9 protein-coding genes are annotated in these 18410 nt (G+C 34.0%); all 9 read right to left on the bottom strand.

Annotated features, from left to right (window positions below; genetic code table 11):
• Positions 1-151: 151 nt before the first annotated feature.
• Positions 152-1975 (bottom strand): arylsulfatase, encoded by a 1824-nt coding sequence (locus HGP29_RS20710; RefSeq protein ID WP_168884349.1) that lies wholly within the window; start codon positions 1973-1975, stop codon positions 152-154.
• Positions 1976-2054: 79 nt separating this feature from the next.
• Positions 2055-3395: an L-fucose:H+ symporter permease gene (fucP, locus tag HGP29_RS20705; protein WP_168884348.1), complete on the bottom strand. Its 1341-nt coding sequence runs from the start codon at positions 3393-3395 to the stop codon at positions 2055-2057.
• Between the two features lie 144 nt (positions 3396-3539).
• Positions 3540-4328, bottom strand: a complete 789-nt coding sequence (locus HGP29_RS20700; protein WP_168884347.1) for a hypothetical protein — start codon at positions 4326-4328, stop codon at positions 3540-3542.
• Positions 4329-4373: 45 nt separating this feature from the next.
• Positions 4374-5837 carry a formylglycine-generating enzyme family protein gene (locus HGP29_RS20695; protein WP_168884346.1) on the bottom strand — a complete coding sequence of 488 codons (1464 nt, stop codon included), beginning with the start codon at positions 5835-5837 and terminating at the stop codon, positions 4374-4376.
• 5 nt (positions 5838-5842) lie between these two features.
• Positions 5843-7672: a hypothetical protein gene (locus HGP29_RS20690; protein WP_168884345.1), complete on the bottom strand. Its 1830-nt coding sequence runs from the start codon at positions 7670-7672 to the stop codon at positions 5843-5845.
• 236 nt (positions 7673-7908) lie between these two features.
• Positions 7909-11217 carry a cadherin-like beta sandwich domain-containing protein gene (locus tag HGP29_RS20685; protein WP_168884344.1) on the bottom strand — a complete coding sequence of 1103 codons (3309 nt, stop codon included), beginning with the start codon at positions 11215-11217 and terminating at the stop codon, positions 7909-7911.
• 434 nt (positions 11218-11651) lie between these two features.
• Positions 11652-13268 (bottom strand): Ig-like domain-containing protein, encoded by a 1617-nt coding sequence (locus HGP29_RS20680; protein ID WP_168884343.1) that lies wholly within the window; start codon positions 13266-13268, stop codon positions 11652-11654.
• Positions 13269-13287: 19 nt separating this feature from the next.
• Positions 13288-14922: a RagB/SusD family nutrient uptake outer membrane protein gene (locus tag HGP29_RS20675; protein ID WP_168884342.1), complete on the bottom strand. Its 1635-nt coding sequence runs from the start codon at positions 14920-14922 to the stop codon at positions 13288-13290.
• Positions 14923-14924: 2 nt separating this feature from the next.
• On the bottom strand, positions 14925-18035 hold the full coding sequence (locus HGP29_RS20670) for a SusC/RagA family TonB-linked outer membrane protein (protein WP_168884341.1): 3111 nt from the start codon (positions 18033-18035) through the stop codon (positions 14925-14927).
• Between the last annotated feature and the right edge of the window lie 375 nt (positions 18036-18410).

Genomic DNA, 18410 nt, shown 5'->3' with positions numbered 1-18410 from the left:
ATATGGCTTTTACTTCAGAAATTCTATTAAAAAAAGGAAACCGTACTGTTCAATTATATTCAATATTTAAAGAATACTAAAAAGGCCATCATTTACTATGAAATGATGACCCCAAATTATTCTAGCTATAAATTTCTGTTTGAAATTGCTTTTAAAGATTTTTATCAGAGTGATGCTCTACATATATGTAAAAAGCATTTGTTTTTATTCCTTTATCTGTAGTGAACCAAGCGGTTAAATCACTATTTCCTTGAAGGATGTCAGCATCTATCGATACAGCACTTTTTGAGTTATCGACATCAACTGAATATTCTTTTTCTCCTACTTTGATGTGTGCTGTTTTGAAAGACATTGCTTTCCCTGCCACTCTTGCATCGGTATACTTTGTTGCTGGAATAGCATCATCAATTGCTGCATTTAATGGTAATCCACTTTCTTCTGGCCATCTGCTTAAATTAAATGTATACTTACCAGATTTCACAAAGTTGACCGCAAAACTTGCCGGTTTCATTGGCTTACCTTGACGAATTAGTTTCTGGTTCCAAGGTGGGTAATAATCAATTGTTCTAACATCATGGCAAGTCAAAACATCAATATCATCTACACCAAGATCAATTATCGAATATTTAGTTTCTTTGATCATCGTATCCCACCAATTGTTGTAGAAGTCGTTCATCTTTTGAACTCTTTCTTGATGCGTTGAAGCAATATTCTCTTTTTGTCCAGGATCTTTAGAAAGGTCATACAACTCATCTCCATTCACCAATCTCCATTGACCATCCATCACACAACTTTGCTTCCCTTTCTTAGGCCAAGAAATACGTTGAGTATCTACTACAAGCATTCTCTCTTTAGTCTTTGTTTGTTTTAGCAAATAGTCGCTGATATCCATACCATCCATTAACTTGTTTGGTGTATGTTCAATACCAGCAAAGGTTAATAAAGTAGGTAAGATATCTACATGAGCGGTCAAGTCACTTAACTCCTTACCTCCAGTAAGGTTACCATTTGGCCATCTGATGATAAAAGGAACTCTATGGCCACCTTCATATTCACTTGCTTTAGTACCTCTCATTTGAGCATTATAACCATGGTATTTTTTAGTCTTTTTATTCAACTTATAACCATTGGCTGTACCATTATCGGTAGTGAAGATGACGATAGTATTATCTGCAATTTCCAATTCATCTAACTTTGACAATAACGTTTTAAAGTTATCATCTACATTAGAAATCATACCATAAAAACGCTTCTGAGTCTCTAATAAACCTTCAGCATCTTTATACTTTTCGTAATATTTTTCTGGAACATTGTATGGACCATGAGGTGCATTTAAACTTACATAAGCCAAGAAAGGTTCATCTTTCTTCTCTTCAATAAATTTGATGGCTTCATTAAACCAAACATCAGTACAATATCCTTCTTGTTTTTCTGGCTTACCATTTCTAAAGTAAGTATCATCAAAGTAATCGTTATTCCAGTAATCAGGTGTTTGCCCAATTCCTCCTCCGCCATGATAAAAGGCCACATCAAAGCCTCTATCTTGGGGTAAAAAAGGATGGTTATCACCTAAATGCCATTTACCAAACATGGCCGTATTATAACCGTTTTCCTGGAAAATATCGGCCATGGTTACTTCATCTCTATTCAACATTGAAGCACCCATAATCGTATGCCATACGCCTATTCGATTTGGATTTCTACCCGTCATCAAAGCCGATCTTGTAGGAGCACAAGTCGTTGAAACATGATAGTTCGATAAGTTGATTGATTCTTTCGAAAATTGGTCAATAGTAGGCGTTTGAATCACAGTATTACCTGTATGCCCCATATCTCCATAGCCTTGGTCATCTGTAATGACGATAATAATATTAGGTTTTTTGGCTGAAGTTTCTTGTTGATTTACTTTTTGGCATGAAAACGCGAAAAAAAGGTAAACCATTAATCCCAACGAGGAGAATAATTGTTTTTTCATGTTACTGTCCTTAGTAGAATAATTGTTTATATAAAGTAACCACTATCCGATGATTGATAATCGGATAGTGGCATTCCGATTACCTGTTTGCGAACCTTCTAAATCCGAATAATGCGATCATACAGAAACATACAAGAGGTATAATAAACGAGAAGTTTACACCATCTAATCCCATAATCGTTTCTTGATCAATCAAAGTACCTTGCATCGGAGGCATAAGTGCTCCACCTACGATTGCCATAACAAGACCAGCAGCACCAAACTCCTGATCCTGATCTAAATTCTCTAATGTGATACCATAAATTGTCGGGAACATTAAAGACATAAATGCTGATGTAGCTACCAATGCATACAGACCAACATTTCCACCTACGAATATGGTGATACACATTGTAGAGATACCTCCTACTGCAAAAATAGCAAGTAATAAAGCTGAATTTACATACTTCATCATGGCTGTTGCTATGAATCTACAAAGAAGGAAAGTTACCATAGCAATGATATTCAAGCTTTGTGCTTCTGCTTTTGTATAGCCAATATTTTCAGCGTATTGGATGATAAATGTCCAACACATGATCTGAGCCCCTACATAAAATACTTGAGCAAGTACACCTTCTCTGTATATATTATTAGATACCAATCTTTTGATTGTATCCATTAATTTAAACTCCTCATCTTCTTTATTGTTAGGAATCTTTGTAATTGCTATCACCACAAAGAAACCAATAACTACTATACCCAATAAAGCATATGGGTTTCTGATCACTACCAAATCATGCATCTTAATCATTTGCTTAGATGCTTCATCTAATGTTGCGTAGATCAACGATCCATCAGCAGCTTTTTCAGCAGATTGTAATTGTGATAAGATAAATTGCTGAGCGACAAACATACCAGTAATTGATCCAATTGGATTAAAAGATTGTGCGAGATTTAATCTTCTAGTAGATGTTTCTTTAGAACCTAACGATAAGATTAGTGGGTTAGCTGTTGTCTCTAAAAAGGCTAATCCAAAAGTTAAGATATAAAGTGATACTAAGAAAAATCCAAACATCTGGAAATTAGCTGCTGGGATAAATAATAAGGCTCCCACTGCATATAATCCAAGTCCAATTAAGATCACTGATTTATAGGAATATTTTTTAATTAATATTGCTGCCGGTAATGCCATAGTAAAGTAACCTCCATAAAAAGCAAACTGAACTAAAGATGCTTTAAAAGTGGAAATCTCCATTACTGTCTGGAATGCTGACACCATTGGGTTTGTAATATCATTTGCAAACCCCCAAAGTGCAAACAAACTGGAAATCAGTATAAATGGCACTAAATATTTTTTTTCAACGACTTTACTCTCAGAAGTTTTTTCTTCCTTTTGAATATCATGTTGTTCCTCTATTTGCTCTGCAATAATCTCATTCATCTTTTATAAGTAGATAAGTGTTTTAAATTTGTTTTAAAAATTGACAGAAAAAAATCTTTGAATTGGTTATGATTTAAAACTAAAGAAAGTCTATTGCAGAAGTGTCCTACAGTTTCCTGTTTTCATCAATTTTTGTTCAAATTTTTATTGTTTATATAACTTAGTTTTTCTACCTAAGGCATTGATTAAAAATATACCTTTTGAATCGTCGGTAAGTTTAATTTTTATCATATGATCTAAACTCTCCATCACTTCATATGGTACATGTGTGCCTGATAAAGAATATACTTTTAAATAATCTTGTTCATTTCGATTTAAATTTATTGAAACTTCATCAACAAATGGATTCGGAAATACTAAAACATCATCTTTATCATCTAATATAAGTTTAACTTCCAAAATATAAGAATAACTTGTCGCTCCATCAAGGTCATTTTGTATTAATCGATAATATGATGTACCCCAATAAGGCTCGCTGTCTACCCAAGAATAGTCAATAGCAACATTCGAATTTCCTGCACCTTCAATTTTTGCTATAGTTTCCCATCTTTTCTTGTCTGCACTCCTTAAGATATCGAACTCTTTATTATTGAGTTCAGAAGCTGTTTGCCATTGCAATTCAACTGCTTTATCGATAACATCAGCTTCAAAAAAGGTTAATTCAACAGGTAAATCAAAAAGCTCATCTAATTCTACTGTAGAAGAAGAATAACCAGCCTTTGTCCCTCCTTGGAATATTTGTATACCAAAAGGTTGATCATAAATAATCGTTGCATCTCCACTTCCACTATCACCACCATAGATATCTATACCTTTAAACAGGTGTACTGCTAATGTTACTCCACTTCCATTCCCACCTTGGTAGATATTTTGTGCTTCTAAAGGAAGGGCACAAACAATAAGTAGTAAGAATACATATATTAATCTTGACATAAGGGTCTCTTGTTTTAGTAAATGAATGATAGTACTTCACTTATCTTAAGGAGCAGTTCTCACTCCTCTTCCTCCACTGTAACCATTACCTGTATTGTAAAGGGCAGCATATATCCTGTTAGACACTCTCATATGATCTACGTTCGTTCTATAACTCCCGCCTCTTTGCCCTATACCTGTATTTGAGGAAGCTGATGGCCAATCTGAAACATCATGGAAACCATTTGAATCCAATGTGCCATCTCCATGACTTCCTTCGTATAATCTTCCCATTGATGTTCCTGCAGAAATTACTGTTTCATAAACATTACCCCCCATATCTAATATACCATAATAAGTGGCCCCTGCTTCCATTCTTGAATTGGCATTGGAAGAAAAAATTCCAACTCGAACAGGAGTAGAATAGATAGTCAGGTAATTGGCGTTTCCTTCTACATTACTATATCCCGTACTTACTACTTCAGTACTTAAATCTGCATCAGTTAGTGTAATAGCAGAAGAAATTGCAGTTGCATCACCCCAAGGGTTCTCGTTTTCTACAGGAGCTTGATTACCTCTACATGCTTTTTCGAATTCTAACTCTGTCATAGGGCGTATTGCAGCCCAATCCAAATAAGCTAGAATCTGATTTGAATTAATAATATTGACGGGTAAATAAGGATAATTGGAGACATAATCGTCACCATTTAAAGTAATTCTATCTCTAAAATTAACGTTCCCCGAAGTCTTACTGTTCCCTAATTGTGCGTCCGTTAATGTATTAAGAAAATCTGCATATTGTCCTTGAGTAATCTCATATTTCATACAGTAAAAAGCATCATATCCTTTAGGATAATTACTTGGAATAGTTCCATCTTGTATAGTTGATGAATTCGCAGAACTATTTGAATAATATAAGTTCCCATCACTTTGCCCTACTGTAATTGCATTTTCATTTGCTACTAAATAAGGGTTCTCTGAAAGATCCGAATTGTATGTATAGAAAGCATCTGTTTCATTTCCATCTGTTCCTAAATAAAATTGGCCAGCAGGAATATACACCATTTCAATACCATATACTCTAAACTCAAAAGTATCATCATCACTCTGACCATCCTCTCCGTATTCCCACTGTAATGTTACATCATAGTCCACCGATTGCTGACCATGTTCATTTGAGGCATAAAGAAAAATACCTTTAGAAAAACCTGTACCTGTATCATCATCAGTAACAATTGTTCCATTCATGGCCGAATGACCCGAATTATGTGTTAAAGTGGCATGATGCCAACTTTCCTCGCTGAGTTTCCTATACTTTACAAAAAGCCAAACTGCATCCCAATTGCTCTGATCTGAATTCAATTTCCAGGAATTATCCCAACTCACATTCATATCCAAGGTTATGGTCTTATCTGTAGTATTTCTAAAAGCAACAGTTAAACCTGAAATCTGAAGATTATTGGCGTTGGAATTCATCGAAATGAAGACAATAAATAATGATAGTATTATAGGTAGGTAATTCTTATTCATAGCAATTAAAATTCAGTTGGTTGTAAAAGATTATAGTTATTATTATTGTCAGATTCTTTGTACAAGTTTTCTATATTTCTTGATACCTTATGAGATTCATTCTGAATATCCTTCCAAATTTCAAAGTGGATATCTCCCAGTATTTTTTTCATTTCTTTTTCATAATTCTTATTGATCTTCTGTCTCTCAATAACTAATGCTGCGTCTGATATTTCTAATACTCTTGTGATGGAAATATCATTCGTTACTTTATTTATGAGTGCTTTTTTTATTTCAGCCAATTGCTTCTGAGTCAATAAAAAACGCAATCTGTTTTTTTCTAATATTGGACCCGCGGCTAATGAGATGATCTCATTTAACAATTCTTCGTCGGATGTAGTATATGTATTGCAAAGAAAGTTTTGTCGATATGCTTTTTTCCTAATTGGAGTGGCCCCAATCAGCTTATGACATACGATATTATCTCTTTTTAATAGGACTTCAACATTACCCTTTTTGATATCTACATAAAAATTATTTCTTCCTTTTGCAGCAAAACCAACCAACTTTCCATTACAAAACACCTCTGCGGGTTGATTTAGATAAGTTGTTATTTCTACTTTATCTTGATCCTCTAATGTTCCATACCTCTCAACTACATGTAAGGGCATTTCTTTTTGTAACAGAGCATCTGACTTAACAGTCTGATAAGATAACATGACAAACTCTTTGCTGCTCGATGTGCTTTTTCCCCATTTATTTTTATAATAATTAATGAGCAATGAGTACCCCATATTATGATATAATTCAGGAGCAAGGTGAGAACTTCCTCTATAATCATTCCAAGAATCTAGATTGATCATCTTTGCTTTTTTCAATACAGCACTTTCTAATTCATCCTGGAATACAGCTGTTTGCTTGACAGCGGTTACAGCTAATTTCGGTTCATTTTTATTCGTGAAAAATACCTGAGATTTTTGAGGTGATACATATTGAATATATGCCCTGTCGTTCTTTTCAAGAAGCTTATAAATAGACTGATCTGCCACTTTATTCTGATTATATACATACCACACTGATTTAAAGTGATCCAAGATTTTCTGATTTATTTTTGTGTCAGATAAAAACCTCACCTGATAAACAATAGCTAGTGGTTGTTTTATATACGATTGAATATCAATCAATGCATAATAAACCTTATCGATATATGAGAGATCATTATGAATAGTATTTCTTACTGAAGTATATCCTTTTTTTGTAATGTTTAAATCTTCAATGATTGACTCCGTTGTTGCTGTAAGAGTTAAAATTTCATTGTCTGAAGATCTTACCCATTTTGTACTTTTTGAGGTTAACTCCAAAATATTCTGAAGCTGAACTTTCATATGTTGTATCATCTGACTTGATGATTGTTTACGACTATGATGAAAGTCGATATAGAGGGAAAATTTAAAATCAATCTTTTTCTCTTCCGCTACTCTATGGTAAGCTGCTATTATTCTGCTGATCAGATCAATATTTCGTACCGATGCATATCTAATTACAAACTGGAAACCATCTATCCCAGATGCAATGGCTGCTTTCATTTCAAATTCTACAGCATCATCCAAGAATAAAGGATTTGTAATTTCTGATATCAATGGTAAATATGTAGCTTCTGGTCGGTTTGGATTGGCACCTAAATTCGCATAGTTATCAAACTCCATAAAACTATACCAGGGAGATTGTGCACTATATAATGCTAGTGGATGATTTTGTGCCATGACAAGTTTTCCTTCAAAGAGAGAATACTTATCCTGAGCGAAACCCAAAACGGATAGAAACAATAAACAAAAAGTTAAGTATAATGATTTCATAATTTAATCATTAGTTAGTAGGGTGATTACTATATATTTGAATAATTCTAATTCGATTTAATATTGATAAGTTGATCTTTTTATAGATTTTATATTGCTCCTAACAGGTTTAAGTAAATGTCCTTATTGTATTTTCTTTCTATTCAAGGCTAAAAGCTCTTCTTTAAAAAAGTATGAAATTAAATTCTCAAAGAAATATGAGCTTTCAGCTTTGATTATTAGAACATTTAGATGAATTAATCTATAATTACTTTTGTAGTTAATTGAGATTTCGAATCGTATATTCTGGAAATTACAACTCCCTTTGTAGGAATGTTGATCTCTGTATAATTCCCATTTAGTTTTTGACTAACTAGAAGTTTACCAGATAGATCAACAATTATAATATTCTTGTCATCTAGATTTTCTTCTGAGTTTACAATCAGTTTAGATCCTCTACTATATACTTTTGTTGCTTTCAGTTTTTGATCCAAACCTAATACAGCATCCTCAGACTGTAGGACCAGCACAGAATATACTTTTTGAGTGACATTATCTTGAGCCGTTACGGTAATAATTGCAAGATCTCTAAAGCTACTTGCTTGTTGAATATCCACTGATGCATTCACATCTTGAGTGGTAACCGTTATCTCTGGAACCACCTGTGACAATATTTCAATGGTATAGTTAGAATTATCTTCCTCAAAATCCTCGAGACTTTCTCCATTCACCATTAGATCTGAAAGTAATGCATTTGTAGATGCTTGTGCCACTTCGAAGAAAACAACATAACTATTTTCATAATCTGTATTTTCTGCTGTTACAATAATCGTCGCCTGACCATCCACTACTGAGGCCTGCTCAATTGATACTTCAGCATTTTCATCGCTTGCTGTGGCAGTTACTATAGCCAAATCTGTTGTTCCAATTGGAAGTGTACTATAATATGTAAATTCTTCTTCGATAAGCTCAATTGGTGTTCCATTCACAGACAACATGGTCAAAGTGGCATCTGTAGAAAGCACTTTTTCAAGTTCAAAATTCACAATGTATGTCTTTGAGTATTCTGTATCTTCAGCAGTAACTATAATACTTGCTTGCCCTTCTAATTCTTCTGTCTGAATGATTGCTACAGCAGCATTTTCATCTGTTGCTACTGCTGTTACTATTGGTAACTCAACAGCATCAAAAGGTAAGATAAATGTGTAGTTTACATCCTCTCCAACTAATGTAATTTCTTCACCATTTACTGATAAACTAGATAAAGTGGCATCCTTAGATGGTGTATTTTCTAATTCGAAATTAATAGTATATGTATTACTATACTCTGAATTTTCTGCAGTTATTGTTACTATTGCTTGTCCCTCAACCTCGGTGGCTTGTTCAATATTTACTTCGGCTTTGGCATCTGTTGCTTCTGCTGATATAACTGGAATTTCTGTAGTACCATCTGCTAAAGTATAATAGTAATTGAATTTATTATCTTCCAAAGTGATTGCATTTCCATTTACTTCTAATGAAGCTAAAGATGCATCTGTTGATGGAACGTACTCATATTCAAAATGTACTTTATAAACTTTTTGATTACTACTTTGGGCAGTAACAGTTACCAATGAAGTACCCGGAATTTCATCCGTCTCATCAATTTCTAAAGTGGAAAAATTATCATTCACTTCTGCTGAAAGTACAGGAACACCTACATGATCGTTGGCTAATACAACTGAATATTCCTCCGTTTCTGAATCAAAGTTTTCAATAATCACATTATCAAGATATAAAGCTTTTAATGTTGCATCATCTGAAGGTGTCTCTTTTGTAAATGAGACAGTATAGTTTGATTCTGAACCATCAACAGAAGTTACTTTTACTGTTGATGAACCTGGTATAACTTCTTCCCCATTATCTATTGTAATGGAAGCATGCGTATTATAAGGAACTGCACTCACACTTGGATAATTCTCTACGTCATTAGGTAGTTCAACGGTATAATTGTAATTATCTGGTGTAAAACCTTCAACCTCTGTGTCATTTACAAATAATGAAGTTAACCTTGTATCAGAATCGATAGAAAGTCCAGGACCTTGTAAATTATCGACATAATAAACATTCCCTACACTAGAATTTACATCTCCATCTTCCTGACCAAACATTAAAGCAATCTGGTTGTAATATTCATTATCTTCTTCAGCAATTATACCTGAGAAATCGAAAGTATACTCAATCCATGAATCTTGTGTCACTAGATATGGAAACAAACTGACAAGCTTTACATTTGTTCCTTGTTTCTGAATTTGCAGTCGTATATAATTTTTTGATGGGTATGATATTCCCTCACCCGCTGTTTCTTGGTATAATTTTACCTTAAACTGCTTACCGTTTTTAAGGTTCAAATTATTATACCTAATAATATATTGTGAATTCTTGTGAGCCCCTTTTGTGATTTTAGTAACCTTCTCTGATGGACATATTTGATTTCGATCTGGATTATCTACTATCTCTGCTGTTACAAATGAAGAAACCTCATTCGACAAGTCAAATATATCATTCGACGTGTTATCAAAATAATACATATCATTTAGAAACAGTTCTGTATTATTATCTACTAAAACATCTGTGAAGTATGATAGTGAAATATCTGATTGATCTTTTATTTCCCCGCTATTAAAAGATAATAGTAAATCATCTGATGTTGATACTTTATCATTTAATTTCAGTTCTATATAATCTTTATAAATTACTGTCTCAGAAATAGTTGTTTCTATATCATTCACTTTCAAAGTAAAACCAGGGTTGTTGACAACCAACTCTTCTGTAGTTCCAAAAGTTTTTAGTAAAATACTACTACCTGTTTTTGAAGTAACTGGTTTTACCAAAACATTTGATGAAGTTATTTGAGGCCCCATAATCTCGTCAAAATAAGCCTCTAAACCTGTCGATTGAAACCCTCCATTTCCATCTGAAGGATCACTTACAGCAATATAGAATGAAACTGTGTTGTAACCTGTAAGGTCTTCTATTTCCACATTTGAAAAATCAAAGGAATACTCATCCCAATGACCAAACCTTTTGATCACACCAGAAATAGCTTTTTGAGTGGTATTATCATTGTCCTTTCTAAGGATCATTCTAAGATTTTTATTTACATCATCAATATTTTTATCGTTGAAATAAGCTTTCAGAGTAAATTCTCTTGATTTTGTGAAGTCGAATTCAACACCTTCTGGTAAGGCCCAGCGAATTTCTGAATTGGTAGCTGCTAATTTTATAAACCTAGCGACTTCTTTATTATCAAAAGAAGCAATATCTGGGTTTGCAGCTCCCCATTCCATATGGGCTTTATTTACGTTCAAAAGTTGTAAAACTGATGGCTCCCCTACATCAAGAATCAAACTTGATTGTAAATCTTCAGTTAAAGTGTTTACTTCTGCAGTTATAGCTGAAAGTTCTAGCAATTCATTGTTTTCCAGCTTTCCTCCCATTGAAAAAAATGATGAAAGGGAGAAAATGAGAATTAAGAAGATTTTTGTACTAAATCTCTTATTTATTAAAGTAAAGTTTTTATTCATTTCAATTACTTTGTTGATTATCGTTAGTGATTTTTAATAGCTCAATGTTAGTGTCTTCTACACTAAAAAAGGGTTGTTTTTTTTACAAATTTTTGTCTAGAAATTCAATAATGGTGATTTCCATAGTGTGAATAAATAGACAAACACATCTATAAAAAAGTCAAATAATTTTCTTCTATTACCTATCACAAATGTAGGATGTACACTATTAAATTCGTTGTTCAAAAATTACAATTAATGGTAAAAACAATACAAACAGGGGGTTAGGGTGAAATAGTCAAAAGCTTGTAGTTTTGAACAAACAAATCTAATGAAATAAGAATAATCCAAATTACTATGATGAAAAGTATTATTGATTAAATAAAAAACACTCTCTTCCAATAAAGGAAAAGAGTGTTGGTATAAATCGTTATAATTTATTTAGAGCAAATAAATTAATCTTTTAAATAAGTACCTTCAAGGTGATTAAAATACATCACCATCCCATCTGCATCTGCATTCGCTTGGTTACAGTATATGTTTACACTGAAATAATCAATAGGTTCGCCGGCAAATTTAGAGCCATCAAATTCATATTGTACCCATTCACCGTATTGTTCTGTATCAATACTCACAAAACCTAAATGCTTTTGATCTGCACCTACAGCGTCTGATTTTCTAATAATAATAGACATTCTGTTATTAGTGATTTCCTTACCAGGATCTTCAATTTTTGCCCAGAATTTAAAGCGTCCATTGGTTCCTAAATCAAGAGGTTTTTGAAAAGTGAATGATATATATGAGTTTTTATGATTTCCCCTAACTATTTTATACATGCTTTCCTCTTGGCCATTATAACCAGAACCAGTCACTGTTTCTACAGTCACTTCGAAAGGTATAAATTCACTTTCTAAATTGGAGTCATCTCCTACAGTAAAATAATGTAAGTATTCGCTAACGTTTATTGTAAATGACTTTTCAATTCCTCCCTCTTCCGAAATAGCTGTAATAGTTGCCATTCCTTGTCCAGTTGCTGTGATCAAACCAGCATTATCAACAGTAGCAATCGTTTCATCAGAAGATGACCATACTACTTTTCTATTAGTGGCATTCTCAGGAATTGTCAATACAGATAATTGCAACGTCTCATTAATAGTTCTGATAATATTCTCACCGTTCTCACTAATAATACTAAAATCTTCAAGATCAATCGCTTTTTCCACTTCAATCTCGATTGGACCTTCAGTAATTTTACCGTTAGATAAGAATATAAAAGCTGTCCCTACATCTTTTGCAATGTATTTGTCTCCATCAACTGCTACAATAGAAGTGTCTGATGAGAACAATTCAAAGATAGTATCATTGCCATTTTCTGGTAGGAAGGTAAAGTCAATTTTTCCTTCTAACCCTTGAAAAGTATTGACAACAGATGAAGCTAGTGAAATCTCTGTCAGTTCTACTAACTCATGCACTTTGATAGATGCCTGAGCAGCAATATCCTCATAAAGAACATTTTTTGTGATTGCTGAGACAGTTGTTAATCCTACCTGTAAACCAGTGACCATTCCCGTAGAATCTACCGTAGCAATACTGTTATCTTCCATAGCGTATTTGATCAAGCCAATTTCACTAACATCATAAGGTGTAGTGTAAGCATTTACATAAGCAGTTCTACCTTCTACCACATTTGTGATTCTTTCTCGAAAGGCAATCTTTTCCACCTCAGCAACCACATCATCAACAGCAATATAAGAGGTATCTGTCATTCCTGATGAATGCGTTGCCAATACTGTTGCCCATCCGTTAGTTTTGGCAATAACTAACCCATTCTCATCAATTGAAATTACATCTTCATTTTCCAGTGTAGACCAAGTTACTTCGGCGATATCATCATTGGGTTGAAGAAAGGCCATAAACTGTACCGTATCACCCATCGTCATATCAACAGGTGATTGCCAGGGACTAATACTTAACTTTGTATATTCTGTGGTATTTTTTTCTTCTTTTTGCTCACAACCTAAGATGAGAAAACTCAAAAGAAAAGTACCAACGGTATAAAATAAATATTTCATCTTTTGTCTGATTGTAGTTTTAGTATCCGCTATTTTGATCCCAATTAGCATTTAAAGTAAGCTCCTCTGCAGGTATTGGCCAAATGTACTCATGACGAGGATAAGGCACTGGCTCATATGTCACTAAAATTGAATCTCTTTCTACATTTAGCTTCCATTCTGGATTATCTGCTGAGGTATAATAAACATCTCTATTATCAGCCATTTCTTTTAGTCTATTTTGGCGAACAAGATCGAATTTCCTTTTACATTCACCATGTAGTTCCACTCTTCTTTCTTGCCAAACAGCTAGTCTAAAATCTTCTTGAGATAATCCTTCTTGCAAGTTTTCTAGACCTGCTCTATTACGTAATCTATTGATCTGAGTATAAGCATCTGCTGTTGGACCTCCATTCACTTCATTCGCTGCTTCTGCATAGATAAGCAATGCATCTGCCACTCTATATAAAATCAAATTAATATCTCCATCATGGTTTAAAGCTCCGTCTACACCTTTGTAAATTCTAGGATCACTCCATTTTCTGAAAACAGGATTAGAAAAACCTTCAAGACCGTTGGCCATAATCGTTTTGGTTAACATACCAAAGTCTTTTCTTTGGTCGCCCTCTTCAAATGCTCTAAAAAGGTCAGGAGTTGGAACATACCAACCTCTTTTTGCTCCATTAAATTGTTGTAATTGCCCTTGCCCCCAGAATAAGTTGTTACTGTTTACAGCAGATTCTGTTACAACATACAAACCATCTGTTCCTCCAGCCATTGCTCCAAATTCTACTAAAGACTCTGTTGAAAATGAGTTTTCCCAAGGCATTGCATAAGCAGGTGAATCTCCAATTCCTTGAGTGATGATATCGTACCCACCTTCATTATTGATTACTGCATAAGCAGCATCCATGGCATTTTTATAGTACTCACTATTTCCTTTTACCATAGTTCCAGTGGCATCTTTTCTCCACCCTGCCATTGTTAAGTACACTTCAGCAAGAATTACCTGAGCCGATGCTTTTGAAACTCTACCAAGCATTTCGTTAGAATAGCTATTAGGTAATACCTCAATAGCAGCTTCTAAATCTGGAATAATGATGCCTTCATAGATTTCCTGAACAGGCGAACGTTCTATTTCAGTGATATCACTTAGCTTATTTAGTGTCTCATCCACATAAGGTACGTCTCCCCACATTCTCACCAAATGATAGAAATATAAAGCACGCATGGTTCTAATTTCACCAATGATGGCTTCCAATTCTACTTGATCTTCCTCTGGAATAGACATTTGTTCAATCACTTCCAAAGCTTTGTTACACTTTGCAACACCACTCCAAAGCGGTGTCCAAATTCCCTGGTACATAAATGGTTCTTGAGAGGAAACATTATGCAAAACATAGGTATCTACAATGGATTGTAAAAAATGGAAAGATGACATATCATCCGTTCCTACATCCCACATATACATCCATCTAGAGTATAAACCTGTCCCTTCTACCCAGTTATCATAAGTAGAATATGCTAAGGTTCTAGCTCCTTCAACAGTTTGAGGAATATCTTTTTCTGTAATGAGGTTTTTAGGGTCTTCTTTTAAAAAGTTCTGACAGCTGAACAATGCCATTAATGACACTGCAGTTGCTTTTATTAGACTTTGTGATAATAAATTCTTCATAATTAAAGGCTAAGTGAAATTCCAACAGTGTAAGTAATTGGTAGTGGATAGATACCATAATCATGTCCCATCATTAATGAGTTTGCTCCATTTAAAGAAACATCTGGATTGTATCCTTTATAATTAGTCCATGTGTAAATATCATTAGCTGATAACATTATTGAACCTCTAGTTTTATTCATTTTAAAACGGTAAGTCATACTTACTCTCTTTAACCTGATATAAGATGCATCTTCGATCACAAGATCACTAAAAGGTAATTGTGATTGCGTATTATATCTTGATGGCCTATGGTTAGTGCTACTCGGATTGTCAGGTGTCCACCTTGTATCATACATTTCTTGAGTGATATTTGAGTTACCATCCATAAATGATAATCTCCAATTGGTTAAGTTGGCCATATCTTTTCCTTGTTCACCTACAAAATAGATGCTTAGCTCAAGGTTTTTGTATGAGAATGTGTTGTTCATTGACCATACAAAATCAGGCTGTGCAGTACCAATTATTGTTTGATCATCTACAGATATTTTACCATCACCATTTACATCCTTATATTTTTGCTGACCAGGCTGATTAGCTTGATGAATATCCGACTCTTTCCAGGGTGTATAAGTTACTTGTGGATCTCTAGCAATATCTGACTTAAATTTATTGGCCGCCTGCTCTTGAGTCATCCCTTGAAACTCTTCAAAGTCACTATACTGATAAATACCATCAGATTTGTACCCCCAGAATGTACCTAACTCTTCTCCAACAATTAGTCTCTGAGTAGGCCCAGACACCCAAGGGTTTTGATAACCAGAACTTAAAGGGTCTGTGAGAAGTTCCGTGATAATCGTTTTACCCAAGGTAATATTACTGGTTGTTGACCATGAAAAGTTTCTTCTTTCGATATTCACTGTAGTTAATGAAAATTCAAAACCTTCATTTTCTAGTGTACCTACATTAAGTAAACCTGTTTGGAATCCAGTAAATGCAGGTACATTTGTATTCAATAATAGGTCTTCAGTATTCTTTTTATAATAGTCTGCTGTAATTGCTATTCTTTCTTTAAAGAAAGCTAGATCAAGACCAAAGTTGATTTCTTTCGTTTTCTCCCATCTTAACTCATCATTAGTAAAAGATGCTTCTTGATAGGAAGAATATTGGTTTTCAGGGTTTCCTAAAATGATTCTCCCAGAATTGAATGTAGATAAAGACTGACCTGTATACGTGGCAGGGTTACCGTTTTCACCATAACCAATTCGTAATTTAACTAGATCAATATTCTTTTTATCCTTTAGGAATTTCTCATTGTTGATTTTCCATGCACCAGAGATTGCAGGGAAATATCCCCACTTGTTTCCTTCAGAAAATTGAGAGGCTCCATCTGCTCTAATAGACATCGTTAAGAAATATCTATCATCAAAACTTAGAATTGACCTCGCCACACCAGACAACATTGTTCTTTCATCAATACCGGAAACATTAGGCATCTGAATCAAACCTGCTCCCATATCATGATAAAGTGTTGCATCAGAAGGAAAGTTCTTCGCTTCTTGTTGGATATAGTGATTACCAGAATATCTAGCGTTTACTAATAGAAGGTTTTCAGACTTTAGTTTCCCCCATTTCTTGTTATAACGCATCATGTTGTCCCAGTTCCAGGTATTTACATTGGTAAATCTTCTTCTGGCCCAACCACCGTTGTAACCTTGTACATAAAGTGATCTGTCTCTATAAAATGAGTTTTCTCTCTGACTTAAATAAAATCCAAATTTAGACTCAAATTCTAAACCATCAATAGGTTTATATTTAAAGTACAAATTACCAATTAAGTTATTATTGATATAGTCTGTCGTATTACTGTTGGCTAAAGTTATTGGCGTATTATAGAGTGATTGAATCAGAAAGTCTTCGGATAATAGGTTTTCTCCATTTACTGTCATTGTTGGGTGCGATCTCAATGTATGGTATACCACACTAGATTGGCCTTCTTGATCATTAAAACTTGTCGCTGTGTTAACAACGTCTGACATACTTCTAGAGAAGTTCATTGATGATCCAACTCTCACTTTATCTGATAAGTTGGCATTAAAACTACCTTTTAAAGAGAACCTTGTATATCCAGAATTTGGAATGATACCTTCAGAGTCATAATAGCCAGCTGAAGTATAAAAGTTGTATTTTTTTGTACCTCCTGATACAGTAACATTTCCATCTACAGTTCTTCCTTGTTTATAAAACTCTTTTTGCCAATCTGTAGAAGGCATTTGCCCATTCTGAGCTAACTCAAGGTTTTCTTCTGAGACATTATGTCCTGCTTCTTTTCTTAAATTAATAAAATCATTTGCATCGATCATATCAATATACATCCAAGGGGCAACTTCATGAACAGAATAGTTTAAAGATGAGTTTACTCTGATCTTTCCTTCTTCACCTTTTTTTGTTGTGATAAGAATAACACCATTCGAGCCCATCGCACCATAGATTGCCGTTGAAGAGGCATCTTTTAATACTTCAATTGACTCAATGTCTTTTGGATTTAGATCAGCCAATGCACTTAATTGAGCACCTTCTTCTTGGGCAAAACCACCTGTAGTATTTGAGATGAGGGGAACTCCGTCAATCACATACAAAGGATTAGAATTACCACCCAAAGAATTAACCCCTCTGATTCTAATGGTTGAGGATGCTCCAGGTTGACCTGAATTAGAGGTCACTTGTACACCTGCCATTCTACCTTGTAATTCGTTTTCGAAAGAAGCGGTATTCGTTTTCTCAAGTATTTCTTTCCCTACTCGTCCAACAGAACCCGTCAAATCTTCTTTTTTTTGAGCGCCATAGCCAATGACTACAACCTCATCTAATTCATTCATTTCTTCAGTAAGCACCACTTCAATTTGTTTCCTACCATTCACTGGCACTTCTATGGTTTTAAACCCTAGAAAAGAAACAACAAGAGTATCATCCTTTTTTGCTTGGATACTGAACTCACCATTGATGTCGGTTACTGTACCTACATTACCATTACCCTTTACAGCAATCAATGCTCCTGGTAAGGTGACATCTTCACTCTTGACTACCCCTTTAACATCAAAACTTTGAGCATTAATTAGTTGCTGTGTTGTCAATGTTAAGAGAAAAAATAAGAATAAGATGTTAGTTTTTAATTTGTAATTTTTATTCACCGTATAGTCAGAAAGAAAGTTAAAAAATAATTCGTCTGATGATTACAAATGTATTGGTTACGCTTGCTAATTTCATTGTTTAAAAATTACAATTCATAGCTCATTTATACGATAAGTACAATTATACGATTTTTCTCCTTGATTTCATTGAAATTGACAAATAAATAGTGTGTAATTAACAATTAAGGCTATTTAAAAATTTAATAAAGCACTCATTATAAATACTGTTAAGATGTTTTTCATTATTAAATATCAATTAAATTAAACTTTCAATAACTTACAGCATATACTTATTAATTTGAGTACTGAAGATATTTT

It is taken from the genome of Flammeovirga agarivorans (assembly GCF_012641475.1).
In the GTDB taxonomy this organism is placed as follows: domain Bacteria; phylum Bacteroidota; class Bacteroidia; order Cytophagales; family Flammeovirgaceae; genus Flammeovirga; species Flammeovirga agarivorans.
Note: the sequence above shows the minus strand (reverse complement) of the source record. Positions and strands in the feature narration are given on the sequence as shown.